The following is a 20,194-nucleotide window of genomic DNA, read 5'->3' as shown; positions in this document are numbered from 1 at the left end:
CTCGCAGCACACGTGCGACGTTTTATGTTATCATTAGAGACATCGACGGGGCGGTGCGACTGGCCATCGGTCGCCGCGATAGCGCGGCGGTCGTCGCCGCCGTGACAGTCGGCTACCTGCTGGCGTACCTCTGGGCGACGGGCGATCTGTCCCTTCGCACAGGGGTCGCACCCGGCGTACTCGTGATCGACGACCCGCTCGGTCGCCTGTTCGCCCGGACCGGTCCGGCGTCGTTCGGCGCGATCGCCACGGTCGACACTGGCATCGTTCGACTGCTTCTCTCGCCGGTCAACGTCGCGATCGGTGCCATCGTCGCCGGGCTCGTCGGGATCAACCTCGGAATGACGTATCTCGCGGTTCGACGGCCCACAGCCTGCGGGATCGGAGCCGGGTCGGGCCTGCTCGCGTCCGTTCCCGCCCTCCTCTCCGGGACGGTCTGTTGCGGCCCGGTCGTGCTGCTCGCGATCGGCGTCCAAGCGACGGCCGTCGTCCTGACGGCGTTCGTCTGGCTGTTACCGATCGGGGTCGCGCTGCTTCTCGCCAGCCTCGCGTACGTCGCAACGAAGATCGATCCGGGACGGCCGATCGAATCTTGATCACCGATCGGGTCCGGGGCGACCGATCGAATCGCTGCGTCTCCGCCGCCACGAGCGCTATCCGGAGACCGCTCCTGTGGCGACAAGACTCCACCCGACGGTCGATCCCGCGGCGACGAGCACCATCGTCACCACGGCCGGAAGGGGCGTCTCGCGTCTCGTGAATCGGTAGTACCCGGGGACGAGACCGACCATCGGCAGTATGGTCCCGAGCGTGACAAATAGCGGGAACACGGCACCGAGAAATGCGAGCGCGACGGCGGACCCCGCGGCGGCGAGACTTCCGAGGCCGTAGGCCAGCCGGAGTCGACCGGCGGACCACCGCGTCGCGAGCGTTCGCTTCCCGACGGCTGCGTCCGCGCGGCGGTCGGGCCATTGCGTCTCCAAGAGGTTCACGAACACCACGAGCGCGAAGGGAAGGGTCGCGAGCGCGGCGGCGACGGTGACGCCGCCGGTGACGACCGAGAACCCATACAGCGGCAGCGCGACCCCGCCGAGCACTGCGTTCGTCACTTCACCGAGTCCCTTCCACGCGAGTCGGAGTGGCCTGACTGAGTACTGCCAGCCGGCGAGGAGTATCCCGACGAGGACCGCCGCCGGGACCGCTCCCAGCACCCGACCGTCGACCGGCGCCGTGCCGGCAATGAGCAGCGCGACTCCGACTGCCCCCGACGCGACTGCGGCATGGAGTGCGAGAGACCGGGGAAGCCCGCTCTCGACCAGCGCACCGCTGCCGCCCGAGAAGGGTGTCCGGTCGGTGAGCGCGTCCGTCTCGGCGTCCGCGTACTCGTTCGCGTAGTGAACGCTCGCGGCGGTCGGCAGCAGCGCTGCCAGCCCGACCACGACTGCTCCCGCCTCCGCCTCCGCGCCTCGACCGAACGCCATCGCGACGCCGAGGGCGTACACGAGCGCGATCAGCGCGAGTTGCGCCGGTCGGGACATCTGCCAGAGAGCTACAAGAACGACACGGCGCTCCGGCTCGCCGTCCTTGCCTCCGTGGCGCGGTCCGGTCTCGCTCACCTCACTCGCCACGCAGCGTCCTGATCTCGTCGAGCAGGTCGTCGATTTCCGGGCGGTCCGCGGGCATCCGTCCCTCGTAGGTGTACGCGACGACGGGCTCGTCAGACCGAGTGTCGAGGACCATCGCGACTGGCATCCGGCCGACCAGGTCGTGGAGCGAACCGAGGACGCCGAACCGCACGGGCTGGTCGTACGCGTCGCTCACGTCGGTGTTCGGATCGGCGAGCAGCGCGAACGGGAGGTCGTACGACTCCTGCCACTCGCTGGCTCGCTCGACGGGTTCCGGGAGGATCGAGACAACGGCGGCGTTCAGCGCCCCGAACTCGTCGTACCTGTCGCCGATCGCTTGGACCTGTTTCCGGCAATTCCCACAGTGGTAGTCCCGCTGGAACAGCAGCACCACAGCGTCCGTGTCGGCATCGGCCGCGGCGGCGGAAAGAGAAAATGGATCCGGACCGGCGCCGGCGTTCGGCAGTTCGAAGTCCGGCACGCCGTCCGCCGTCGGTGACGCAGTCGTATCGCTCATGCCTCCGATACGCGGAGCCGCGGGATAACGCCGGGTCGGTTTGGTGCGCGAGGTACCAGACCCCGTCAGCTATTCTCACGCGGCGAGTAACCTTCTATCATGTTAACACCCGAGTCGACGTCCGTACCGGACCCCGACCGGGCACTCTCAGACGATCCCGACTCTACATCTACCGAGGGTCCCTCCCTTGTCGCTGCCTCGCAGCGATTCCTCCACGCGGTCCGAGCCCCCGACGATCGCGGACACGTACTCGACGCCGCCCGAGAGCGGCTCGCCGACGCCTCGCCCGACGAACTGGACGCGCTCGGCCCCGATGAGCGACTCGCGTTTTGGCTCAACGTCTACAACGCGGCGACCGGGGGCGCGCTGCTCGCGGAGCCGGAGCGGTTCGAGGACCGGCGGCAGTTCTTCGGCGAACCGATCGTCTCCGTCGCCGGGACTGACCTGAGTCTCGATCAGATTGAACACGGGATTCTCCGCGGCTCACAGTGGAAGTACGGGCTGGGCTACGTCCCGAATCCCTTCGCATCGGCGTTCGTCCGTCGGCACCGCGTCGCCGATACCGATCCCCGAATCCACTTCGCGCTCAACTGCGGCGCCGCCTCCTGTCCCGCGGTCGCGGCCTACGACGCCGACGACGTGGACGAACAGCTCGACGTCGCCGCCGGCTCGTATCTGCGAAGCGAGACGGTCGTCGAGGACGGGACCGCTCGCGTGCCGCGCCACCTCCTGTGGTACCGTGGCGACTTCGGCGGGCGGTCGGGCATCCGTGCGCTCCTCCGCGAGTACGACGCGATCGATCCCGACTCGATCTCGCGGATCCGCTACCGCGAGTACGACTGGTCGCTCGCGCTCGATGCGTTCCGGACCGAGGAGGAGAGCCGATGAGCGACGACGGCCTCCTAGGATCGCTGTCGGTCGTCGGCCTGTTGAGTCTCTGTTGTATCGGGGTCGGCGGGATGGCGGGCGGTGCGGTCCTCGCCGGCGGCGGCGCCTCTGCCACCGTCCTCACTACGGGCGCGTCGAGCGCTCGCGGTGCGCTGATCTCGGGCGGCGTCACGTTCGCGACCGTGTTCGTCGCCGCCGTAGCGATCCGGTGGCGGCTCAATCGATAAAAACGGCAGAATGGGGCAGTATCGTTGCCAGCAATCACAGGATTCCCGCGCCGCCGAGGATCAGCCGAACGCCGATGACCGTCAACAGCCCCAAGACGACCCCGCGCCGGAGGCGTTCGCTCACGCGCTCGCGGAGGCGTTTTCCGACTGCGACGCCCGCGACGGCCGGGACCGCGGCGGCGACCGACGCGAGGACGAGACCGAGATCCGGGTACAGTCCGAGCGCTCCAGCAGCGCCGACCCGCAGACCGTTGATGCCGACGAACACGAGCGCGACGACGCCGACGAACAGCCCGTGTGAGAGGTCGAAGCTCCGAACGAACGCGACGAGCTGGACTCCGACATTTGTCGCGCCGAACAGGACGCCTGAGACGACGCCGACGACAGCCATGACGAGCGGCGTATCGGCAAACTCCCGCTCGCTCAGGACAGGGAGTGACGGTAACGGGACGGCGTGCTGATTCGTCGCGACGAAGCCGAGCGAGACGAACCCGAGCAGGATCCGGAGCGGGGCTTCCGGGAGCCGGTCGAGGAGTGCCATCCCGAGGAGAGTGCCGATGAGAGCGGCGACGAGCAGCGGCGCGAACCGGGTTCCGCACGTGCGGAGCTCCTCGCGCGTGAGATCGCCGACGAGCGCGAGATTGACGGCGAACATCGGAATGATCATGAACGTGACGGCGGTCGCGGGATCGAGTGTCGCGGCGAGTACCATGGTCCCAACGACGGCGAATCCGAACCCTGCGACCCCGTTGACGGCGCCCGCGACCCCGACGACGACGGCGATCGTCGCCACCAGTTCGACGGAAAGCGCGAGGGTCATACGCCTGAGATGACGCGGTTATTCATAAATGACCGCTGACTGTGTGGCGCCGAGACACGGCCGCGAGGTCGGCCGTATGCTGACGGCGGCTCTCGGGTGGTCGGACGCGTAATGTGGTGTGTGCGATCACCCCGCATGATCGGCCGAGGCTCATACCCGTCGGCCGTCGTTATTCAAATATGCTCCAAACCGGACAGACGGCGCCAACGTTCGAACTCCCGGGTGCGGGCGGCGGACGGATCGACACGCACGGCCTCGCCGAGTACGTCGATAACGGGTGGGCTGTCGTGGTGGTGTTCTACCCGTTCGACTTCCACCCGGTGTGTACCAGCCAGATGTGTACGCTGCGGGACAGCGAGGCACTGTCGCTGTTGGAGAATACCGTCGTCCTCGGTATTTCGACCGACAGCGTCTACAGTCACCGCGCGTTCGCCGAACAGCATCGCATCGACTTCCCGCTGCTCTCAGACAGCGACGGCCGTGTCGCCGAGGCGTACGGCGTGCGCGCCGAAGAGATCGATGACCACCGCGGGGTCGCGCGTTCGGCGGTCTTCGTGGTCGATCCGGACCGCACCGTCCAGTACGCGTGGCGGAGCGAGGAGACCGACGACGAACCGGACCTCGAAGCCGTCGAACACGCCGCGCGGTGTCACGGTGACGAGTGCGAACTGCCGGACGGGAAGTCGTATCTGTGAGTACTACCGACGACAACGATTACCGGCCGGTAACCGGGTTACCGATCCGTTCGCGCGCCTTTATCCGATAGTCTCGCATCTAGGTTACTAGAGGTAACCTGCGTCGGCTCGCCGGCGCGTGTCACACATCATGGTAAGCATACTCACCGGACTGATCGCTGGACTGATCGCGACCGTCGTCATGACGATGTTCATGATGACGATGGGAGACGACTCGCCGCCGCCGACCGCCGCCCTCTGGGCGAAGTACGTCGGCGACGAGGGGCCCGAGGCGTATATGAAACAGGGCATGCTGCTCCACATGCTGTACGGGGTCGGTGCGGGGGCTGCCTTCGCAGTCGGTGCGACCGCACTCGGGCTCGCTGTCGGCGCCGGGGCTCTCGTCGGGAGCGTCCTGTGGGGGCTCGCCTTCGGCCTCGTCCTGATGGTCGGCGGAATGATGTTCTGGATGCGAATCGTCCTCGCGATGGAACCCGATCCGAAGACGATGACTGCGTTCGGCTTCTTCCACGTCGTCTACGGCGTCGTACTGGGCGCGGGAATCGCGCTGCTCCCGGTGTAAGGCGTGGGCACGAACACGAACGCGGACGGTCGTGGCCCAGGATGCCTGCGTGACGACCGCCCGGTACGCAGCTGTACCGCGGCGGCCGGATCGGCAGTCGGTCGCGGAATAGAAGCGACCGTTCGACGCGTCGCATTCTGGATGTCGATCGCGTTCCCAGCAGTCTACGTCTTCGGAGCGGTCGATCCCGTCGCGGCGGTGCTGCCAGTCGGCTGGCTTCCGCTCGCGATCGCAACGCATCTGCTGCTGCTGTGGGTCGGACACGGCGCTCACCACCCGGAGTAAGCGATGCCAAGCTCACTAGCACTAGCGAGCGGGGTCGACCCGCTGCCGCTGCTCTCGGCGGTATCGGTCGATCAGGTCCTCGATCACTGGTGGGTGTTCCCCGCGTCGGTGCTGTTCTCGATGGTCGCCATCGCGGCCGGCGTCTCGGGCGCGCTCTTCTTCAGCCCGTTCTTCCTGCTCGCGGTCGGGCTCGGCCCCGCCCAGGCGGTCGGCGCGGGCCTGATGACCGAGGTGTTCGGGATGGGGAACGGGCTCCGGTCGTACGTCAAGCAGGGCGTCGTCGACTACGCGACCGCGAAGTGGCTGTTGGTCGGCGCGCTGCCGGCGATCGTGATTGGATCGTTCGCAGCACATTACGTCCCAGACACGCTGTTGCGCGGCGGGTTCGGCGTCGGGCTGTTCGTGCTCGGCGGATTTCTGTTGTACTCTGACTCTCCGGAAGAGACCGAACCCGGCGAGCGCGAGGGCGAGTTCCTTGAAAAAAAGAACGCAGAGTGCGGTACCACCGTTGTTAACGCTACCGACGGCGAGCGGTTCGTCTACCCGACCTGCTGGCGCCCGCCGGGTGTCGCGCTCGCGGCACTCGGCGGGGCGATCACGGGGTTGATCAGCGCCGGTCTCCCCGAAATTGTGACGACCCAACTGGTGGCGCGGTGTCGAATGCCACCGCGAGTTGCGGTCGCCACGTCGGTGTTCGTGCTCGCGATCGCCGCGGTCGCCGGGGCCGCCGTCCACGCGCTGGCGGCGACACCCGTGTGGTACGTGGTGGTCTGGTCGATCCCGGGCGTGATCGTCGGTGGAACAATAGGTGCCCGCGTCGGCAAACACGTTCCGAGCGGGCTGATGGAGCGCGGGCTCGGCATCGTCTTCGGGATCGTCGGCGGGATCGTTCTCGTGACAATATTCGGCGTCTAAACGCTCGCACACCGGTTCTGGGCGGTCGTGTACAACTCACGCCACAACGGACCGGGGTTGATGACCGTGGGTCCCGTCGATCATTCCATGCAAGAGTTCGATTTCCTCGTTATCGGGTCTGGATCAGGATTGGACGTAGCGAACGCGATGGCCGGTCGGGGGAACTCGGTCGCGGTCGTCGAGGAGGGCCGGCTCGGCGGGACCTGTCTCAACCGCGGCTGTATCCCCTCGAAACAGCTCCTCTATCACGCAGAGGTGCTGGAGACGATCGAGGGCGCCGATGCGTTCGAGATCGAGGCGGAGGTGACCGATATCGACTTCGCGGAGATCGTCCGGAAGGTCAACGAGGACGTCGCCGGAAGCTCGGAGTCGATCCGTCGCGGGCTGGAGTCCTCAAACAGCCACGACCTGTTCTCGGGAACCGGACGGTTCGTCGATGACCGCACGGTCGAGATCGTCGACGGTGACGACGAGGGCGCCACGCTGCGGGCCGACACCGTCCTCGTGGCCACGGGGACGCGTCCCTCGGTCCCGCCGATCGACGGGATCGACGGCGTCGACTACCTCACGAGCACGGAGGCGCTCCAGTTGGAGACGGCGCCGGACCGCCTCGTGATCGTCGGCGGCGGGTACATCGCGGCCGAACTCGGCCACTTCTTCGGGACGTTCGGCACCGACGTGAGGATCGTCGGCCGGCGCGAGCACCTCCTGCCGGAGGCCGACGCGGAGGTCGGCGAGGCGTTCACCGACCGCTACGCCGACCGGTTCGACGTGTACACGGGGTACGAGGCCGTCGCCGCCGAGGAGGCCGACGGCGAAGTGACCGTCGAGGCTCGCCCGTACCCGGAGGCGGATTCGGTCCGCGCGGGCGACGAGCCGGTCGGCGCGCCCGAGGAGGCCGAGCCGGTGACCGTCGCGGGCGACGAACTGCTCGTGGCCGCGGGCCGCCGCCCGAACACCGACTCGCTGAACCTCGACGCGACGGGCGTCGAGACCGACGCGAACGGCTTCGTCGAGACGGACGAGTACCTCCGGACCGACGCGGAGGGGGTGTGGGCGCTCGGCGACGTGGTCGGCGAGTACCTGCTGAAACACAACGCGAACCACGAGGCGAAGGCGGTGGTCCGGAACCTGCTGGGCGACGAGCCGGAGCCGGTTGACTACTCGGCGATGCCGTTCGCGGTGTTCGCCTCGCCCGAGGTCGCCGGCGTCGGGGCACGTGAGCAAGACCTCCGCGAGGCCGACGCCGAGTACGCCATGAACACGTACGCGTACGACGACACGGCCCGCGGCAGCGCGATGCACGCTGAGGGGTTCGTGAAGGTCCTCATCGACCTCGACGGGAACATCGAGGGGTGCCATATCATTGGGCCCGAGGCGTCGAACCTGATCGAGGAGGTCGTCGTCGCGATGACCGCCGGCTCGGGGACCGTCGCGGACATCCGCGACGCGGTCCACATCCACCCCGCGCTCTCCGAGGTCGTCGACCGGGCCTTCTCCGGGCAGTTCTCACGCGGCGGCGGACACGACCACGGACATCATCACCACGGATAGCCGTCAAGGCAGCGCTGCGGCCGAACACGGCGACTTCTCGGTCGGCCGAGCGGTTTTATTATCTCCTACCGAACTCATCTTATGAACGACCGCGGTCATCTCTCTCGGCGTCGACTGTTGGCCGGCCTCGCGAGCGGCGGCGCACTGGTTGCGCTGGCCGGCTGTACCGAGAGCGACACCGGTACCGACGGCGATGCTGACGCCAAGGGCGGCGTCGATACCGGCTCTGGGGGCGACGCCAACACCGCCGGCGAAACGGGATCGGAACCACCCGCTGCCGAAGACCTCAATCTCCAAGAGGCGAACGTCGTCGACGTCGGATTCGAGGCTACGGACGGCGGCTACGCGTTCGACGTGACGCTCCATCACGACGACGACGGCGAGGAGGGGTACGCGAACTGGTGGCAGGTCGAGCGGCTCGACGGGACGCGGCTCGGTCGCCGAGAGCTGCTCCACGCCCACTCCGAGCAGCCGTTCACGCGGTCAGAGACGGTCGCGGTTCCCGACGACGTCGCCCGTGTCGTCGTCCGCGGCCACGACCAGACGCATGGGTACGGCGGGGTGGCGGCACTCGTTGCCATCGACGACGGGTCGGTTCAGTTCATTGATCAGGGACCCGAGCCGCGGTCGTTCGACGCCGAGGACTTCTCTTGACATCCTCCCCGCGCTAAAACGCGAGGATTCCCCGAAGGGGATATTCAGGTTGCGCGTTTCCTCGGGCCTCAAGTACGCTTTCGCGTGGGCCGTCAACGGTCGCCACCGAGTTGTGACCAACGGTGTGCTTTTCAGCGCGTGTAGCCCTGTCAATGGGGCCTTCCTCCCCGCAATCTGCGGGCGTCGAAGACGGCTGGCTATTCAACCAGCGAGGTAGTACGGTTCGCGTCAGCCGAACTGCTACGCCGTACATGGTTCACCCTCCCGTTGTGCGATATTCTCTGAAGCGTTCAGGTCCGCGTGGCGTCCTCGACCGCACTCCGAACACGAAAAGTGGTCGCCATCACGGGTTCCCATCGAACCACACGCTGAACACCGCTGGCTGGTATGGTACGCATCGACCTGCTCAACACGAATCCCAGCTCGCTCGGCTTTGTACGTGATGAACTGTTGGAGTTGGTGGAAAAACCACGAGTGAACGCCTGACCACGAGCTGTCCTCGCGGATACCTTCGAGGTCTTCCATCCGGATGACGGGATTCTCGAACTGTTGCGCGAACGTGATGAGGCGACGAGAGAGTTTGTGATTCAGGTCTTTGATTCGACGCTGTTCTTTGTCACCTACACGGTTACGTGCGCGAAGCGCACCCGCTTCCGAGAGCGAATCGCGTAGGGAACGGTATTTGCGTCGAACGTACTTCGTCTCACCACCAGACACCAGCATTGATTCGTCCTCACCGTAGGCGGTCACAGCGAGGATATGCCGTTCACCAATATCGACACCGATAGGCGTCTCACCCGACGTGTCGGTGTCGTATTCCACGTTGAACGTACAGTACCAGTCGTCGCCGCGACGGTAGATCTGTAGGCGGGTCTTGTCAGCGTCACCCTCCACCAGTCGGTCTACGGGGTCGGCAATATCGTCGTACACCTCTATCGGTGTGTACCACCATTGGGAGACGCACGGGAAGCCGACGACGAGTGTGCCGTTCTCGGTCGTGTCAATTTCCCAGTTCTGGTTGTTGATGGCGAATGGTTGACTTTCTCGGTAGCGAACCTCCCCGTCCTTGTTGTGGTCGGATTTCGCCTCTCGGATGGCTTGGTTCTGAATGGCCGAGTAGAGGTCGTTGTCGATGGTGGCCGTGGTCACGGACTTCCCGAAGTCGCCGTTCTCCCATCCATCGATACAGAATTGCTTGGTGTCACGGTAGAGTCGAGTGGCGCGTTGCCACTCTTTCCGCCGTGAGAGGGATGGATTGTGGAACTTCGCGGTGACAGCCACCGTGACCATTACAACTGTAATCAAGTATGCGATATTAAATATCTGTTGGAATATCAGGCCGTGCTATCATCGATGGTTTGTATCATCGTTTGTCGGATCCATCCCCGCCCTGGAGGGCGGGGATTTCTCCTTACACTTCCGAAACGCGCTCCCACGGGCCTGGCACGCTATCACGTGTCGAGATGGTGTCCCGGACACACATCCGCGGACGGGTTTTGTACGTATGCGATTTATAAGGGTGTACGATGGCAAAAGCAGCAATCGTGATTCTCGCCGGCAACGAATCGCACTCGGACTACGGTCGCCTCGCGAACGCGCTCGAAGCGGCCAAGGAGTTCGCCGAGAACGACGACGACGAACTCGAGCTCATCTTCGACGGCGCCGGGACGCAGTGGATCCCGGAGCTCGAAGACGAGGAGAGCGACTACCACGAGCTCTACCAAGCGGTCCGCGACGACGCGGCAGTCTGTGACTTCTGTTCCGGCGCGTTCGGCGTCGAGGACGCCGTCGCCGACTCCGGGCTCGTCACGCTCGACGAGTACGACGGGCACCCGAGCATCCGCTCGCTCGTCGACGACGATTACGAGATCATCACGTTCTAATCCGGGCGACCGGCTCGGCGGTGCCTATCATTTTTGACCGTGTTCTTCGATGTTCGCCCAGACGACAGCCATCAGCTCACCTGTCTTCGTGACCAAGTCCTCTACAGCCTCGTCAGAGTCGGCTGGCGCGCAACCTAAGTCCCGTATCGCTTTTGTCGCTGAGACGTGATGGACGTGGACGCGGTCGTCCGCAGCGCGCTCGTAGACGGTCGTCGTACACGGTAACATACCGGCCAGGGTTGGATCGATCTGGAGGGCATCGTGTGCGATTTCTGGGTGACAGACCACAATTAGCGCGGTTCGCTCAACGTCGTCGTGTCCGAGCATACCCGCGATCATCTGATCGAGGCGAGTGACGCGTACCGTTTCAAAATCAGCCAGTTCATGTTCGATCTGGACGAAGGGGACGGCGTCCTCAAACGGCATGTCGAGAGTCGTATGAAGAGCCTCATCAGCCGTCGGTGTCGGTGATCGGGATGACGCGTCGCTCATGCGAGGTGCTCTCACGCCCGAATATAAATATCGAATCGCACCCTCGACAACTGCCGTTACCTCTGACGCGCCGTGCCCGTTGCCGGTCGGGACGGACTTATGACGCCGTCGGGCCATCTCCCGACATGATCGAACTCACGCGAGCGGCGTACGACGACATCGTGTATCGGGCGTACGAGGGCGGGGAGGCCGAAATCTGCGGCGTCCTGGCCGGCGAACACGGCGACGACGGCGACCCGAGCGTCGTCACGGAGACGTACGCGGCCGAGAACGTCGCGGAGACGCCGGAGATCCGGTACCTGATCGATCCCGAAGAGCAGTTCGAGCTGATCGAGACTGTCGAGGAGGCGGGCCTCGACGTGGTCGGCTTCTACCACTCGCATCCGACCGGCCCCACGCACCCGAGCGAGACGGACGCCGCGCGGGCGACGTGGCCGGGCCACTCGTACGTCATCTGTGCGCTCAACGGCTACCCGTTCGTCGGGTCGTGGCGCTGGCGCGACGATACGGACGAGTTCGAACAGGAGACGGTGTCGGTCCGGAGCGAACGGTAGCCGGATTAGTCTGGAGTCGGAATCGAAGCGGAAAACCGGAACGGAGAGCAGCGGGTCGCGCAGGGCTCAGTCGCTCGCCTCGATCTCCGGTTCGGAGTCGCCGCCGACATCGATCGCACAGGAGGCGGTGTACTCGACGTCGTGGACGGACTCGATGGCAGGGTCGTCACCGCAGACCGGACAGTCGTCCTGCTTGGGGATCTCGACCTTGTCGAACTCCATGTCGAGCGCGTCGAAGAACAGCATCGAGCCGTCGAGCGTCTCGCCTTTGCTCATAATGTGTTTGACGGTCTCGGTCGCCTGGAGGCAGCCGACGGTGCCCGGAAGGACACCCAGCACGCCGGCAGTCGCGCAGTTCGGGACCATCCCGGCCGGCGGTGCCTCCGGGAACAAACAACGGTAACACGGCGAATCGTCGTCGCCAGCGAACGTGGTCACCTGGCCCTCGAACCGGAAGATGGAGCCGTGCGAGAAGGGGATCCCGGCGAGGGTACACGCGTCGTTGACGAGGTAGCGCGTCTCGAAGTTGTCCGTGCCGTCGACGACGAAGTCGTAGCCGTCGATGAGCTCCTCGATGTTGTCCGGCGTGACACGCAGCTCATGGCGCTCGACGTCGACGTCGGGGTTGAGGTCGGCGACGAACTCCGCCGCCGAGTCGACCTTCTTCCGGCCCACGTCGTCGTCACCGTGGATGACCTGTCGCTGGAGGTTCGACAGCTCAACCTCGTCGTCGTCGGCGATGCCGAGCGTGCCGACGCCGGCAGCGGCGAGGTACTGGATGATCGGCGCGCCGAGCCCGCCGGCCCCAAGGACCAGCACCTTCGCGTCCAGTAGGTCCTTCTGTCCCTCCGGCCCGACGTCGTCGAGGATGATATGTCTGGAGTAGCGGTCGAGCTGCGTCGGATCGAGGTCGAGATGGCTCATTCGCCCGTACGTAGCGTCCGCGGACGGTTAAGCCGGCCGTCCACCGGTGGGTACTGCCGCCATCTCGGAGGTGCGCCGCGGACGCACAGGCGGCGTGCGAATCCCTCGTCGCCGCGGCGAAACCTCTGTCTCCGTCGCTGTTGGCGTCGGCGAGGGGGCAAGCAACGGTCGGAACCGCCGGAGCGCCCGCAGACGCGACCGGAGACCGTGTCAGACCGTGGTCGACGTTGCCGTCGACACGCCCCTTTTGAATGTGAGCCTCGAACGGGAGGTATGGCGACGATTAAGCTCCCGGCCGCGCTGGTCGGCGGGTCGGCAACCTCGAAGGTCGAGGTCGCCGGCGAGACGGTGGCGGAACTGTTCGACAACCACGCCGCGGAACACGGCGACGAGCTGCGCGACAGCGTGATCGAGGACGGCGAGATCAAGGAGTTCATCAACGTCTACGTGGACGGTACCCCGGTCGACGGACTCGACGCGGAGGTCCCGGACGACGCGCAGGTGCGAGTCATCCCGGCGGCGAGCGGCGGTCGGTAACGCGGTCGACAGTTCTCGGTTTCCTTACGACGCTTAGAGGTACTCTTCCCACAGCGGGATGTCCGCGTACTTGTCGCCGCGGTCGCACAGCATGAACACGACGGCGTCGTCGTCCGCGAGGTCGCCGGCGTCATCGAGGGCGGCGACGGCGGCCGCGCCCGCGCCGGCCGAGGTCCCCACGACGAACTGCCCGTCGACGCGGAGGTGCTCGCGAATCGTCTCCGCGTCGTACTGCCCGGCATCGACGATCGGGATTGGGTCATTGGCGTACCGCTCACGCAGGGCGCGGGCGCGGTCGTAGGCGTCGTCGGTCGGGACGTACAGCTTCTGATCGAGCACCGACTCGTCATACGTCTCCGGGTGGTAGTGGTCGCCCGTTCGGAGGTACTTCAGGCCGTCAATGGCGTGGAGCGGCTCCTCCGGCTCGAAGCCGACGATCTCGGCGGCCCCGTCGGTCAGGTTCGTCAGCCCGCGGCCCGTTCCGGTGATCGTCCCGCCGGTCCCGGCGCCGGCGACGAAGTGGGTCACCCCGCCGTCGGTGGCCTCGTGGATCTCGGGCGCGGTCGTCCGCTCGTGAGTTCCGGGATTGTCGGGGTTCTCGTACTGGTTCGGGCGGTAGTAGGCGTCGGGGTCCGCGGCGATGATCTCCTCGCAGCGCTCGATGACCGCGTCGTACCCCAGGTCGGCGTCGACGAAGTGGATCTCGGCGCCGGCGTCGCGGACGGCCTCGACTTTCCCGCCGGCGGCGTTGTCGGGCATGACGATCTCGACGTCGTAGCCGCGCGCCCTTGCGAGTCGGGCGACCTCGCTGCCGGTGTTGCCCGAGGTGGGCTCGATCACAGTCACGCCGGGTTCGAGGTCGCCGCGCTCCTCGGCGCCGTCGAGCATCCCCTTCGCGATCCGCGATTTGATCGACCCGCCGCCGTGGGGAGCCTCGTAGAGGTTGAACCACTCGGCTTTTGCGTACACCGCGGCGTCGCTCTCCAAGTCGAGGTCGAGTTCGAGCAGCGGCGTCTCGAAGATCGTCGACTCGTCGACGGCGTGTCCGGTCATACCCCCCGTTCGCCGCTCCCGAATAAGAGTCCGACGGAAACGGCGGTCTCGGACCTCGAAGCGGTCGTGCGCGGCGAACACCCGTCCGAGATACGGGAGAAGCCTGCCGGTCACGAAAGGGGTTCCACGACGAGTGTCGTATGGAAGTCTATGAGTGAACTATCGTGGGACGACGTCGTCGAGATGCCCGACGAGCTCGATGACGAGACCGCCGAGGCGCTCTTCGAAGACGCGACCGAGGTACAAGATATGACCGGCGAAGTCTGTCCGTACCCACAGGTCGAGGCGAAGAAGGCTATCGCGGGGCTTTCGCCCGGCGACGTGCTCGTCCAAGAGACCGACCACGTCCCGAGTACCGAGAACGTCCCGAAGGCGGTCGGCGATGACGCGACCGCCAAGGTGTGGAAGTCCGGGGACGGCCGCTACCGCATCTTCATGCGGAAGGAGTGATCATGGTCGAGGAACTCACCCCTGATGAAGTCAACCAGCGCGTCCAGAAGGGCGACATCCGCGTTATCGACACACGACCGCCAGCGGAGTACGAGCAGGGCCACATCCCCGGTTCGATCAACGTTCCGCTCGGCGACCTCCCGTCGATGGTCCCCGACATCGACTGGGACGACACCGACGTGGTGTGCGCCTGTCCCGTCGGCGAGTCGTCGAAGCAGGCCGCGATGCTGATCAGCAGCTACGAGGGCGTCGAGGACGACGTGGTTGTCGCGAGCATGGCCGGCGGCTACGAGGAGTGGACGTTCGAACTGGAGACCGGCACGGCGGCCGACGCCTGAGCAGGTAGTCTCGTTTCTCGGGTTCTTTTCGCAGAGTTTTAGATCCGAGTAGGGTTGTGTCTGAAAGACGTATGCGGCGGTTTAGGTCTGAAACCCGCGATGGCGCGTACCGACGAGCGCCCGCAGGGCGCGAGTCACACGCGCGAGGGAGTCGGCCGACCGGAGCGAAGCGGAGGGAAGCCGACGAGGCTGGGGGCGTGAGGTGTGGTTGCCGTGCGGTGCGGGACGGGACTCAAAGGGGAAGCCGCGAGGCTGGGGCTTTGGAGATGTTCCGCATCTATCCCCCAGAAGTCACTCCGTCAAACTCACGCGTATTATCGACTCAAACAAGAAATTCGGAACCGGTTGGAAATCCCGATTAAATCGCGCAGCCGACCTCGCGGTACATGTAGTGGGTCATCACGTAGACGCCGAGGATGATCCCCGCGCCGGCGAGGAAGGAGTGGACCGACAGGAGCGCGACCCCGGAGAACAGGTTCGCGATGTTACAGCCGGCCGCGAGCCGCGAGCCGACACCCATCAGGAGCCCACCCGCCGCGTAGTTCGGAACGCGGTTCAGCTTCGGCTTCCGGATTCGGAAGTCGCCGGAGGCGTACGCGGCGATGAACGAGCCGACGATCAGCGACGCGATCATCAGCATGTCGATGGTAAGCGAGATGTTGCCGTCGCGGAACAGCACCGAGCCCCAGTAGTCGACGCTCGCGACGTCGAACCCCGCGCCGGCGAGGAGGTAGCCGGCCCAGCGCGCCTCGCTGCCGGTGATCGCCCAGTGGCCGTGGACGGAGAACCAGAGGCTCGCGACGAGCGCCATCGCGACGCCCGCGGTCCGGGCGTCCCACGAATCGCGCAGGCGGACCTTCAGCGGCCGGTCGTCGTCGCGGAGCGCGCGGACGTACTCAACGGTGCCGTCCGCGATGCCGCGGAGGCCGAGCGCCACCGACGAGAGCAGTCGTGAGCCGCCGAGCGCGACCTGTGCCCGCGCGTCGCTGGCGACGCCGGTGCCGCCGGAGGGGTCGTCCGGGAGTTGGCTGCGACCCTTCACGAAGGCGTAGGCGAGCGTCCCCACGGCGACCGCGAGCGCGCCGGTGACGGCCGGCGAGAATGGGAGCGCGAGGTAGAGCGTCTGCCCCTCGAACGGGTTCAGCGTCTGGAAGTAGTACGTCTCGGCGACCGGGAACGCGAACGCGAAGAGGACGTATCCGACGAACATGAACAGGAGGACGAGCCAGAACTGGAGGTATCCCTGTCCCGCGCGGTACAGTGTCCCCGACGCGCAGCCGCCGGCGAGCGTCATCCCGAGCCCGAAGACGAAGCCGCCGATCAGCGACCCGAGGCCCCACGCGGGCGTCCAGAAGCCGCGGAAGTAACCGAACGTCGCCTGAAGGCTCCAGAACACCGTCATCACGGCGATCCCGGCGAGCAGTCCCTTCAGCACGCGGGTGTCTTTGAACGCGACGAAGTCGCGGAAGGCGCTGACGAAACAGAAGCGCGCCTTCTGGAGCAAGATACCGAAGGCGAGACCGACGGCGATCGAGACGCCGATATAGGCGCTCGGCGAGAGTATCATCGGCTCGTTCTACTGTCCTCGCACCTAAATCCGCGCCGGACACGGTAACGAACCCCTTTTATCGCAGATTAGCGTAAGTGTTGCCGAAATGTGGGACACGGGGCAACGAGACGGGCGTTCGGCGAGGCTTTAGCCACAAAGGATCATCCGATACGTATGAGCGATAACTGCGGCTGCGGGTCGAGCGACTCCGGGGACGGGGAGACGGCGGCGTCCCCGCGACCCGCGAAGGGAGAGGAACTGGCGAACAACGACCGCCAAAACCCCTTCGCGGACGGTGTCGACCGGCGACGCCTGCTTCAGGCCTCTGGGACCGTCGGCGCGACCGCCGCCCTCGCCGGCTGTTCGGGCGGCGGCGACGGCGGCGACGGCGGCGAAGCCGTCCCGACGATGTTCGTGTTCAACAACGGCGACCGGACGCTGAGCGTCATCGACGCCGAGTCCGACGAGCTCGTCACCTCCGCGTTCCTCGGGACGACCGCCTCCTTCCCGGCCAACCAGTACTCCACCGGCGCGGAGTCCGACCACGACGTGCTCTGGCTCAACGTCTCCGGCGGCGTCCGCGCCGTCGACCAGCGCACCCTCGAAGAGCTGGCGTACGTCGAGACCGGGTTCGGCCCGAACTACCCGAACCTGACGCCGGACGGCGACCACCTGCTCATCGCCTCCGGCGGCACGACTGGGATGGCACCCGAGGGCGACGCGAACCACGCTATCTTCCGCGTCGACGCGGACCGCGAAAGCGACACCTTCGGCGAGGTGACCGCCGAGATTGAGACCGGCTACGTTGGGCCCTGTGACATGACGCTCGGGCCTAACGGAGACTACGCGTTCGTCGTCGATGTCGCCGACGAGGCGATCCGCGTGCTGAGCGTTGACCCCTTCGAGACGGTGACCCGAGTCGACGCCGGCGAACCGATCACCGAGGGGAACGTCCTCCCGTTCATGTGTACCGCCTCCTTCGACGGTGAGCTGCTCCTCGTGGAGAACGGCGAGGGGACGCTCGGCGGCGACCCTGAGGTTCCCCGCGTTGGCTCGGAGAGTGTTTGGGACATTTCTGACCCGGAGAACCCGGAAGAAGTCGCGAAGATCACCGGCGACGATGGCCTACCAGGCGCGCCGATAACGAGCGAGGTCGCCCCGGACAACTCGGCGGCGTACCTCTTCATCCCGGGTGAGGGCGTCGGCGTGATCGACTTGGAGACGAACGAGTACGCGACAACGCTCGACATCGGCGGGAGTAGCATTGCCGGCGCGTGGGGCCCGAACCGCGAGAAGCTGTACGTCCCGGTTCAGGACGCGAACCAGGTCGCGGTCATCGACCACGAGAACCGCGAGGTCGCGACGACGATTGAGGTCGGAGAGGCACCCACGGGCGCGGCCGCCGGGACGGTCCGCCCCGAGAGCGACGCGGTATCGAGCCTTCAGGCCTCGCTCGCGTCGCTCGGAATCGCGTTCGGCGAGATGGAGGCGTCGTGGTGTATGGACGACCACTGCTACTGCGGCTAATGACCGACGAACCTCCGGAGACCGACGGAAACGAAGGCGGCGACGCGACGCGGCGCGGACTCCTCCGCGCCGCGGCCGGCGCGACGGTGGCCGGCGCGGCGAGCACGGCCGGCTGTCTGAGCGTCTCGACGCCGGCCAACGTGGCGGCAGAGTACGAGGTGACGGGCAACGTCGCCCACTTCGTTGGCCCTAGTTGGCTGGCCGAGCACCGCGACGACGCCGTCGTGCTCGACGCGCGGAACGCGGAGCGGTTCCGCGAGGAGCGCGTCTACGGCGCCCGCCGCGTCCCCTTCGACGCGATCACGAGTCGGCGCGGCACTGAGGACGGGGCGGTCCCGGACGCGGACGCGATCGCGGCCGCGTTCGAGTCGATCGGCGTCGCACCCGACGACGACGTGCTCGTCTACGGCGCGAGCGTCGGCTCCCGCGTCACGCGGACCGCGTTCGCGCTCGCCGCGGTCGGCCACCGCGGGGATATCAAGGTGCTGAACGGCGGGCTCGACGGGTGGAACGGCCGGCTCGGAACCGGATCCCGCGGCGACGTGTCGACGGCGACGTACGACGCCGACCCGGCGCCGTCAACGTGGGTCACCCGGGAGTGGCTCGCCGAGCGTGTTGGCTCATTTAACGACGGCGGCCCGGGGCTGGTCGACGTGCGGGTGCCGGAGGCGTATCTGGCCGCGGCCGGCTCCGACGCGCTGAACGACGACCACGAGCGTCACGGCCACCTGCCGGGCGCGATCGATGTCCACTGGGTCGGCAACGTCTCCGGCCGCCGGATGGCGGATCCGGGGCGACTCGTCCAGCTGTACGAGGGCGAAGCGGGGCTCGATCGCAGCGCCCCCGTCGTCGTGTACGGCGACGACAACGTGGACCCGACCTCGACGTGGCTCACGCTGCGGGCGATCGGTTTCGATGACGTCCGCGTCTACGACGGCGGCTTCGGTGAGTGGGCGAACGCGGACGACCGCGGGCGACACCCGGTCGAGACGGCGACGAATGTCGTGGTCGAGACCGAGGGGAGCGTCGGCGGCGACGACAGCAGCGGCGACTTCTCCTGTACGGGATGAGCTCGGACGGTGCCGGCGAGGGAGCGGAAGACGCGCCGAACCGTGTCGTCGCCGTCCCCTGCGAGGGCGCCGACGTTCTCGCGCTGTTCGCGCTCGCCACGGGCGACTCGCTCGGCGAGGTGCCGGTCGGTAGCCACCCGGTCCACGCGACGACGACTGCCGACCGGACGTTCGTCGCGACGATGGGCGAGCGGTCGGTGACCGCGGTCGACCCCGGTGGCGAGGTGAGCCGCATCGACACCGGCGTCTTGGGCCCTTCGCACTTCGCGAGCGCGAACGGCGAGCTGTACGTCGCCTGTTCGGCCGGCGACGCGCTCGCGGTGATCGATCCGGTGGAACTGGCACGTACCGACCGGATCGGCGTCGGCGCGGAGCCGCACGAACTGGCCGTCGCGCCCAACGGCGACCGCCTCTACAGCGGCAGTCGGCGAGACGGCGTCGTCGATGTCGTCGATACCGCGACTCACGAGCAGATTGGTACGGTCAACGTGGGTCCGGAGGCGAGGGTACAGGGTGTCGCGCTCACGCCCGACGGGCACCACGGGTACGCCGTCGATCAGGACGGAGACCGGATCGTCGTATTCGAGCCGGCTAGTCACGGGGACGAAGAGCCAGACGCACCTGCGACCCGAGTCGGCCACGTTCGCAAAGAGGCCGCGGTCGGGGCGGACCCGTACGACCTCGTCGTCACTGCCAACCGCGTGTTCGTTCCGGGGCGGGCCGACGGGACGGTCCACGAGTTCTCGCCGGACCTGACGCTCGAAGCGGTCCACGACGGCTTCTCCCGACCGGTCGACCTGTTCAGGGCGAACGGTCACTGGTGGGTGCTCGACGCCGAGGCCGCTCGACTTCGCTCGCTCGACGGCCAGGTGGTCGACACGAACGCGCCGGGGCTCGTCGCAGCCCCGGTGGGCGGCGGCCGGCTCCTCGTGTCTCACTACGACGACGACGGGATCTCGCTCGTCGACGTCGCGAACGGCACCGTCTGGACCGCCGACACGCCGGCGTACCCGTTCGGCGCGGTCGTGGTCTGAAGCGTCACGGACGGCGGGGAACCCTGCCGGAGTCGCTGCCG

The 20,194-nt window shown here is 66.7% G+C and carries 25 protein-coding genes; 17 read left to right on the top strand and 8 right to left on the bottom strand.

The window, feature by feature from the left end:
* Positions 1-53: 53 nt before the first annotated feature.
* Positions 54-596 carry a hypothetical protein gene (locus tag EXE44_RS11840; RefSeq protein WP_137717304.1) on the top strand — a complete coding sequence of 181 codons (543 nt, stop codon included), beginning with the start codon at positions 54-56 and terminating at the stop codon, positions 594-596.
* Between the two features lie 57 nt (positions 597-653).
* Here the strand turns inward: EXE44_RS11840 and EXE44_RS11835 are convergent, their stop codons facing one another.
* Complete coding sequence (locus tag EXE44_RS11835) at positions 654-1,616, bottom strand: prenyltransferase (RefSeq protein WP_241991828.1); 963 nt, start codon at positions 1,614-1,616, stop codon at positions 654-656.
* Position 1,617: 1 nt separating this feature from the next.
* A complete protein-coding gene (locus EXE44_RS11830; protein ID WP_137717303.1) occupies positions 1,618-2,142 on the bottom strand; it encodes a peroxiredoxin in 525 nt (174 codons plus the stop codon).
* A gap of 99 nt (positions 2,143-2,241) precedes the next feature.
* On the opposite strand from EXE44_RS11830, the gene EXE44_RS11825 reads away from it, so the two are divergent.
* Both EXE44_RS11825 and EXE44_RS11820 read left to right on the top strand, forming a co-directional pair.
* A complete protein-coding gene (locus tag EXE44_RS11825; RefSeq protein WP_137717302.1) occupies positions 2,242-3,030 on the top strand; it encodes a DUF547 domain-containing protein in 789 nt (262 codons plus the stop codon).
* Positions 3,027-3,257 carry a hypothetical protein gene (locus EXE44_RS11820; RefSeq protein WP_137717301.1) on the top strand — a complete coding sequence of 77 codons (231 nt, stop codon included), beginning with the start codon at positions 3,027-3,029 and terminating at the stop codon, positions 3,255-3,257. The genes EXE44_RS11825 and EXE44_RS11820 overlap by 4 nt, the downstream gene beginning before the upstream one ends.
* A gap of 34 nt (positions 3,258-3,291) precedes the next feature.
* On the opposite strand, the gene EXE44_RS11815 is transcribed toward EXE44_RS11820, so the two are convergent.
* A complete protein-coding gene (locus EXE44_RS11815; protein ID WP_137717300.1) occupies positions 3,292-4,077 on the bottom strand; it encodes a TSUP family transporter in 786 nt (261 codons plus the stop codon).
* Positions 4,078-4,256: 179 nt separating this feature from the next.
* Between EXE44_RS11815 and EXE44_RS11810 the strand changes: the two genes are divergently transcribed.
* The 6 genes from EXE44_RS11810 to EXE44_RS11790 all read left to right on the top strand — a co-directional run bounded on the left by EXE44_RS11810 (position 4,257) and on the right by EXE44_RS11790 (position 8,742).
* Positions 4,257-4,772 (top strand): redoxin domain-containing protein, encoded by a 516-nt coding sequence (locus EXE44_RS11810; protein ID WP_137717299.1) that lies wholly within the window; start codon positions 4,257-4,259, stop codon positions 4,770-4,772.
* Between the two features lie 130 nt (positions 4,773-4,902).
* A complete protein-coding gene (locus EXE44_RS11805) occupies positions 4,903-5,334 on the top strand; it encodes a hypothetical protein (protein WP_173230860.1) in 432 nt (143 codons plus the stop codon).
* A gap of 141 nt (positions 5,335-5,475) precedes the next feature.
* Entirely contained in the window at positions 5,476-5,619 is a 144-nt protein-coding gene (locus tag EXE44_RS20240; protein WP_158293457.1) for a hypothetical protein, read from the top strand.
* A gap of 3 nt (positions 5,620-5,622) precedes the next feature.
* A complete protein-coding gene (locus tag EXE44_RS11800) occupies positions 5,623-6,534 on the top strand; it encodes a sulfite exporter TauE/SafE family protein (RefSeq protein WP_137717298.1) in 912 nt (303 codons plus the stop codon).
* An 87-nt stretch (positions 6,535-6,621) separates the two neighbouring features.
* Positions 6,622-8,088 carry a dihydrolipoyl dehydrogenase gene (locus tag EXE44_RS11795; RefSeq protein WP_137717297.1) on the top strand — a complete coding sequence of 489 codons (1,467 nt, stop codon included), beginning with the start codon at positions 6,622-6,624 and terminating at the stop codon, positions 8,086-8,088.
* Positions 8,089-8,169: 81 nt separating this feature from the next.
* Positions 8,170-8,742 (top strand): hypothetical protein, encoded by a 573-nt coding sequence (locus EXE44_RS11790; protein ID WP_137717296.1) that lies wholly within the window; start codon positions 8,170-8,172, stop codon positions 8,740-8,742.
* 240 nt (positions 8,743-8,982) lie between these two features.
* Here EXE44_RS11790 and EXE44_RS11780 read toward each other — a convergent pair whose 3' ends face one another.
* Positions 8,983-10,032 carry an RNA-guided endonuclease TnpB family protein gene (locus tag EXE44_RS11780; protein ID WP_137717295.1) on the bottom strand — a complete coding sequence of 350 codons (1,050 nt, stop codon included), beginning with the start codon at positions 10,030-10,032 and terminating at the stop codon, positions 8,983-8,985.
* A 236-nt stretch (positions 10,033-10,268) separates the two neighbouring features.
* On the opposite strand from EXE44_RS11780, the gene EXE44_RS11775 reads away from it, so the two are divergent.
* Positions 10,269-10,625 carry a DsrE family protein gene (locus EXE44_RS11775; RefSeq protein WP_089308263.1) on the top strand — a complete coding sequence of 119 codons (357 nt, stop codon included), beginning with the start codon at positions 10,269-10,271 and terminating at the stop codon, positions 10,623-10,625.
* A 27-nt stretch (positions 10,626-10,652) separates the two neighbouring features.
* On the opposite strand, the gene EXE44_RS11770 is transcribed toward EXE44_RS11775, so the two are convergent.
* The gene (locus tag EXE44_RS11770; protein WP_137717294.1) at positions 10,653-11,117 is read right to left on the bottom strand and encodes a DUF302 domain-containing protein; all 465 of its coding nucleotides are present in this window, start codon (positions 11,115-11,117) and stop codon (positions 10,653-10,655) included.
* 125 nt (positions 11,118-11,242) lie between these two features.
* Between EXE44_RS11770 and EXE44_RS11765 the strand changes: the two genes are divergently transcribed.
* Positions 11,243-11,671 (top strand): desampylase, encoded by a 429-nt coding sequence (locus EXE44_RS11765; protein ID WP_137717293.1) that lies wholly within the window; start codon positions 11,243-11,245, stop codon positions 11,669-11,671.
* A gap of 66 nt (positions 11,672-11,737) precedes the next feature.
* Here EXE44_RS11765 and EXE44_RS11760 read toward each other — a convergent pair whose 3' ends face one another.
* The gene (locus EXE44_RS11760) at positions 11,738-12,595 is read right to left on the bottom strand and encodes a molybdopterin-synthase adenylyltransferase MoeB (protein WP_137717292.1); all 858 of its coding nucleotides are present in this window, start codon (positions 12,593-12,595) and stop codon (positions 11,738-11,740) included.
* A gap of 273 nt (positions 12,596-12,868) precedes the next feature.
* Here EXE44_RS11760 and EXE44_RS11755 point away from each other — a divergent pair, with 273 nt between their 5' ends.
* Positions 12,869-13,132, top strand: a complete 264-nt coding sequence (locus tag EXE44_RS11755) for a MoaD/ThiS family protein (protein WP_137694690.1) — start codon at positions 12,869-12,871, stop codon at positions 13,130-13,132.
* A gap of 33 nt (positions 13,133-13,165) precedes the next feature.
* Here EXE44_RS11755 and EXE44_RS11750 read toward each other — a convergent pair whose 3' ends face one another.
* A complete protein-coding gene (locus tag EXE44_RS11750; RefSeq protein WP_137717291.1) occupies positions 13,166-14,185 on the bottom strand; it encodes a PLP-dependent cysteine synthase family protein in 1,020 nt (339 codons plus the stop codon).
* Between the two features lie 150 nt (positions 14,186-14,335).
* Between EXE44_RS11750 and EXE44_RS11745 the strand changes: the two genes are divergently transcribed.
* Positions 14,336-14,635, top strand: a complete 300-nt coding sequence (locus EXE44_RS11745) for a sulfurtransferase TusA family protein (RefSeq protein WP_137717290.1) — start codon at positions 14,336-14,338, stop codon at positions 14,633-14,635.
* 2 nt (positions 14,636-14,637) lie between these two features.
* Positions 14,638-14,973: a rhodanese-like domain-containing protein gene (locus EXE44_RS11740; RefSeq protein ID WP_137717289.1), complete on the top strand. Its 336-nt coding sequence runs from the start codon at positions 14,638-14,640 to the stop codon at positions 14,971-14,973.
* Between the two features lie 358 nt (positions 14,974-15,331).
* Here EXE44_RS11740 and EXE44_RS11735 read toward each other — a convergent pair whose 3' ends face one another.
* Complete coding sequence (locus tag EXE44_RS11735) at positions 15,332-16,540, bottom strand: YeeE/YedE family protein (RefSeq protein ID WP_137717288.1); 1,209 nt, start codon at positions 16,538-16,540, stop codon at positions 15,332-15,334.
* 156 nt (positions 16,541-16,696) lie between these two features.
* Here EXE44_RS11735 and EXE44_RS11730 point away from each other — a divergent pair, with 156 nt between their 5' ends.
* Genes EXE44_RS11730 through EXE44_RS11720 form a run of 3 tightly spaced genes read left to right on the top strand, consistent with a single transcriptional unit; the run spans position 16,697 to position 20,153 of the window.
* Positions 16,697-18,049 carry a hypothetical protein gene (locus EXE44_RS11730; protein ID WP_137717287.1) on the top strand — a complete coding sequence of 451 codons (1,353 nt, stop codon included), beginning with the start codon at positions 16,697-16,699 and terminating at the stop codon, positions 18,047-18,049.
* Positions 18,049-19,119 carry a sulfurtransferase gene (locus EXE44_RS11725; protein WP_137717286.1) on the top strand — a complete coding sequence of 357 codons (1,071 nt, stop codon included), beginning with the start codon at positions 18,049-18,051 and terminating at the stop codon, positions 19,117-19,119. Before EXE44_RS11730 ends, EXE44_RS11725 begins: the two co-directional genes overlap by 1 nt.
* Entirely contained in the window at positions 19,116-20,153 is a 1,038-nt protein-coding gene (locus tag EXE44_RS11720) for a YncE family protein (protein WP_137717285.1), read from the top strand. Before EXE44_RS11725 ends, EXE44_RS11720 begins: the two co-directional genes overlap by 4 nt.
* The last annotated feature ends 41 nt before the right edge of the window (positions 20,154-20,194 follow it).

This window comes from Halorubrum sp. SS7 (assembly GCF_005435055.1).
GTDB classification, from domain to species: domain Archaea; phylum Halobacteriota; class Halobacteria; order Halobacteriales; family Haloferacaceae; genus Halorubrum; species Halorubrum salinarum.
The sequence above is the reverse complement of the archived record's forward strand: the minus strand, read 5'-3'. Positions and strand labels throughout refer to the sequence as shown.

Excerpts from the sequence above, each read along its gene's own strand:
- EXE44_RS11830 (WP_137717303.1), bottom strand. The coding sequence starts at position 2,142 with ATGAGCGATACGACTGCGTCACCGACGGCGGACGGCGTGCCGGACTTC.
- EXE44_RS11825 (WP_137717302.1), top strand. The coding sequence starts at position 2,242 with ATGTTAACACCCGAGTCGACGTCCGTACCGGACCCCGACCGGGCACTC.
- EXE44_RS11820 (WP_137717301.1), top strand. The coding sequence starts at position 3,027 with ATGAGCGACGACGGCCTCCTAGGATCGCTGTCGGTCGTCGGCCTGTTG.
- EXE44_RS11815 (WP_137717300.1), bottom strand. The coding sequence starts at position 4,077 with ATGACCCTCGCGCTTTCCGTCGAACTGGTGGCGACGATCGCCGTCGTC.
- EXE44_RS11810 (WP_137717299.1), top strand. The coding sequence starts at position 4,257 with ATGCTCCAAACCGGACAGACGGCGCCAACGTTCGAACTCCCGGGTGCG.
- EXE44_RS11805 (WP_173230860.1), top strand. The coding sequence starts at position 4,903 with ATGGTAAGCATACTCACCGGACTGATCGCTGGACTGATCGCGACCGTC.
- EXE44_RS20240 (WP_158293457.1), top strand. The coding sequence starts at position 5,476 with ATGTCGATCGCGTTCCCAGCAGTCTACGTCTTCGGAGCGGTCGATCCC.
- EXE44_RS11800 (WP_137717298.1), top strand. The coding sequence starts at position 5,623 with ATGCCAAGCTCACTAGCACTAGCGAGCGGGGTCGACCCGCTGCCGCTG.
- EXE44_RS11795 (WP_137717297.1), top strand. The coding sequence starts at position 6,622 with ATGCAAGAGTTCGATTTCCTCGTTATCGGGTCTGGATCAGGATTGGAC.
- EXE44_RS11790 (WP_137717296.1), top strand. The coding sequence starts at position 8,170 with ATGAACGACCGCGGTCATCTCTCTCGGCGTCGACTGTTGGCCGGCCTC.
- EXE44_RS11780 (WP_137717295.1), bottom strand. The coding sequence starts at position 10,032 with ATGGTCACGGTGGCTGTCACCGCGAAGTTCCACAATCCATCCCTCTCA.
- EXE44_RS11775 (WP_089308263.1), top strand. The coding sequence starts at position 10,269 with ATGGCAAAAGCAGCAATCGTGATTCTCGCCGGCAACGAATCGCACTCG.
- EXE44_RS11770 (WP_137717294.1), bottom strand. The coding sequence starts at position 11,117 with ATGAGCGACGCGTCATCCCGATCACCGACACCGACGGCTGATGAGGCT.
- EXE44_RS11765 (WP_137717293.1), top strand. The coding sequence starts at position 11,243 with ATGATCGAACTCACGCGAGCGGCGTACGACGACATCGTGTATCGGGCG.
- EXE44_RS11760 (WP_137717292.1), bottom strand. The coding sequence starts at position 12,595 with ATGAGCCATCTCGACCTCGATCCGACGCAGCTCGACCGCTACTCCAGA.
- EXE44_RS11755 (WP_137694690.1), top strand. The coding sequence starts at position 12,869 with ATGGCGACGATTAAGCTCCCGGCCGCGCTGGTCGGCGGGTCGGCAACC.
- EXE44_RS11750 (WP_137717291.1), bottom strand. The coding sequence starts at position 14,185 with ATGACCGGACACGCCGTCGACGAGTCGACGATCTTCGAGACGCCGCTG.
- EXE44_RS11745 (WP_137717290.1), top strand. The coding sequence starts at position 14,336 with ATGAGTGAACTATCGTGGGACGACGTCGTCGAGATGCCCGACGAGCTC.
- EXE44_RS11740 (WP_137717289.1), top strand. The coding sequence starts at position 14,638 with ATGGTCGAGGAACTCACCCCTGATGAAGTCAACCAGCGCGTCCAGAAG.
- EXE44_RS11735 (WP_137717288.1), bottom strand. The coding sequence starts at position 16,540 with ATGATACTCTCGCCGAGCGCCTATATCGGCGTCTCGATCGCCGTCGGT.
- EXE44_RS11730 (WP_137717287.1), top strand. The coding sequence starts at position 16,697 with ATGAGCGATAACTGCGGCTGCGGGTCGAGCGACTCCGGGGACGGGGAG.
- EXE44_RS11725 (WP_137717286.1), top strand. The coding sequence starts at position 18,049 with ATGACCGACGAACCTCCGGAGACCGACGGAAACGAAGGCGGCGACGCG.
- EXE44_RS11720 (WP_137717285.1), top strand. The coding sequence starts at position 19,116 with ATGAGCTCGGACGGTGCCGGCGAGGGAGCGGAAGACGCGCCGAACCGT.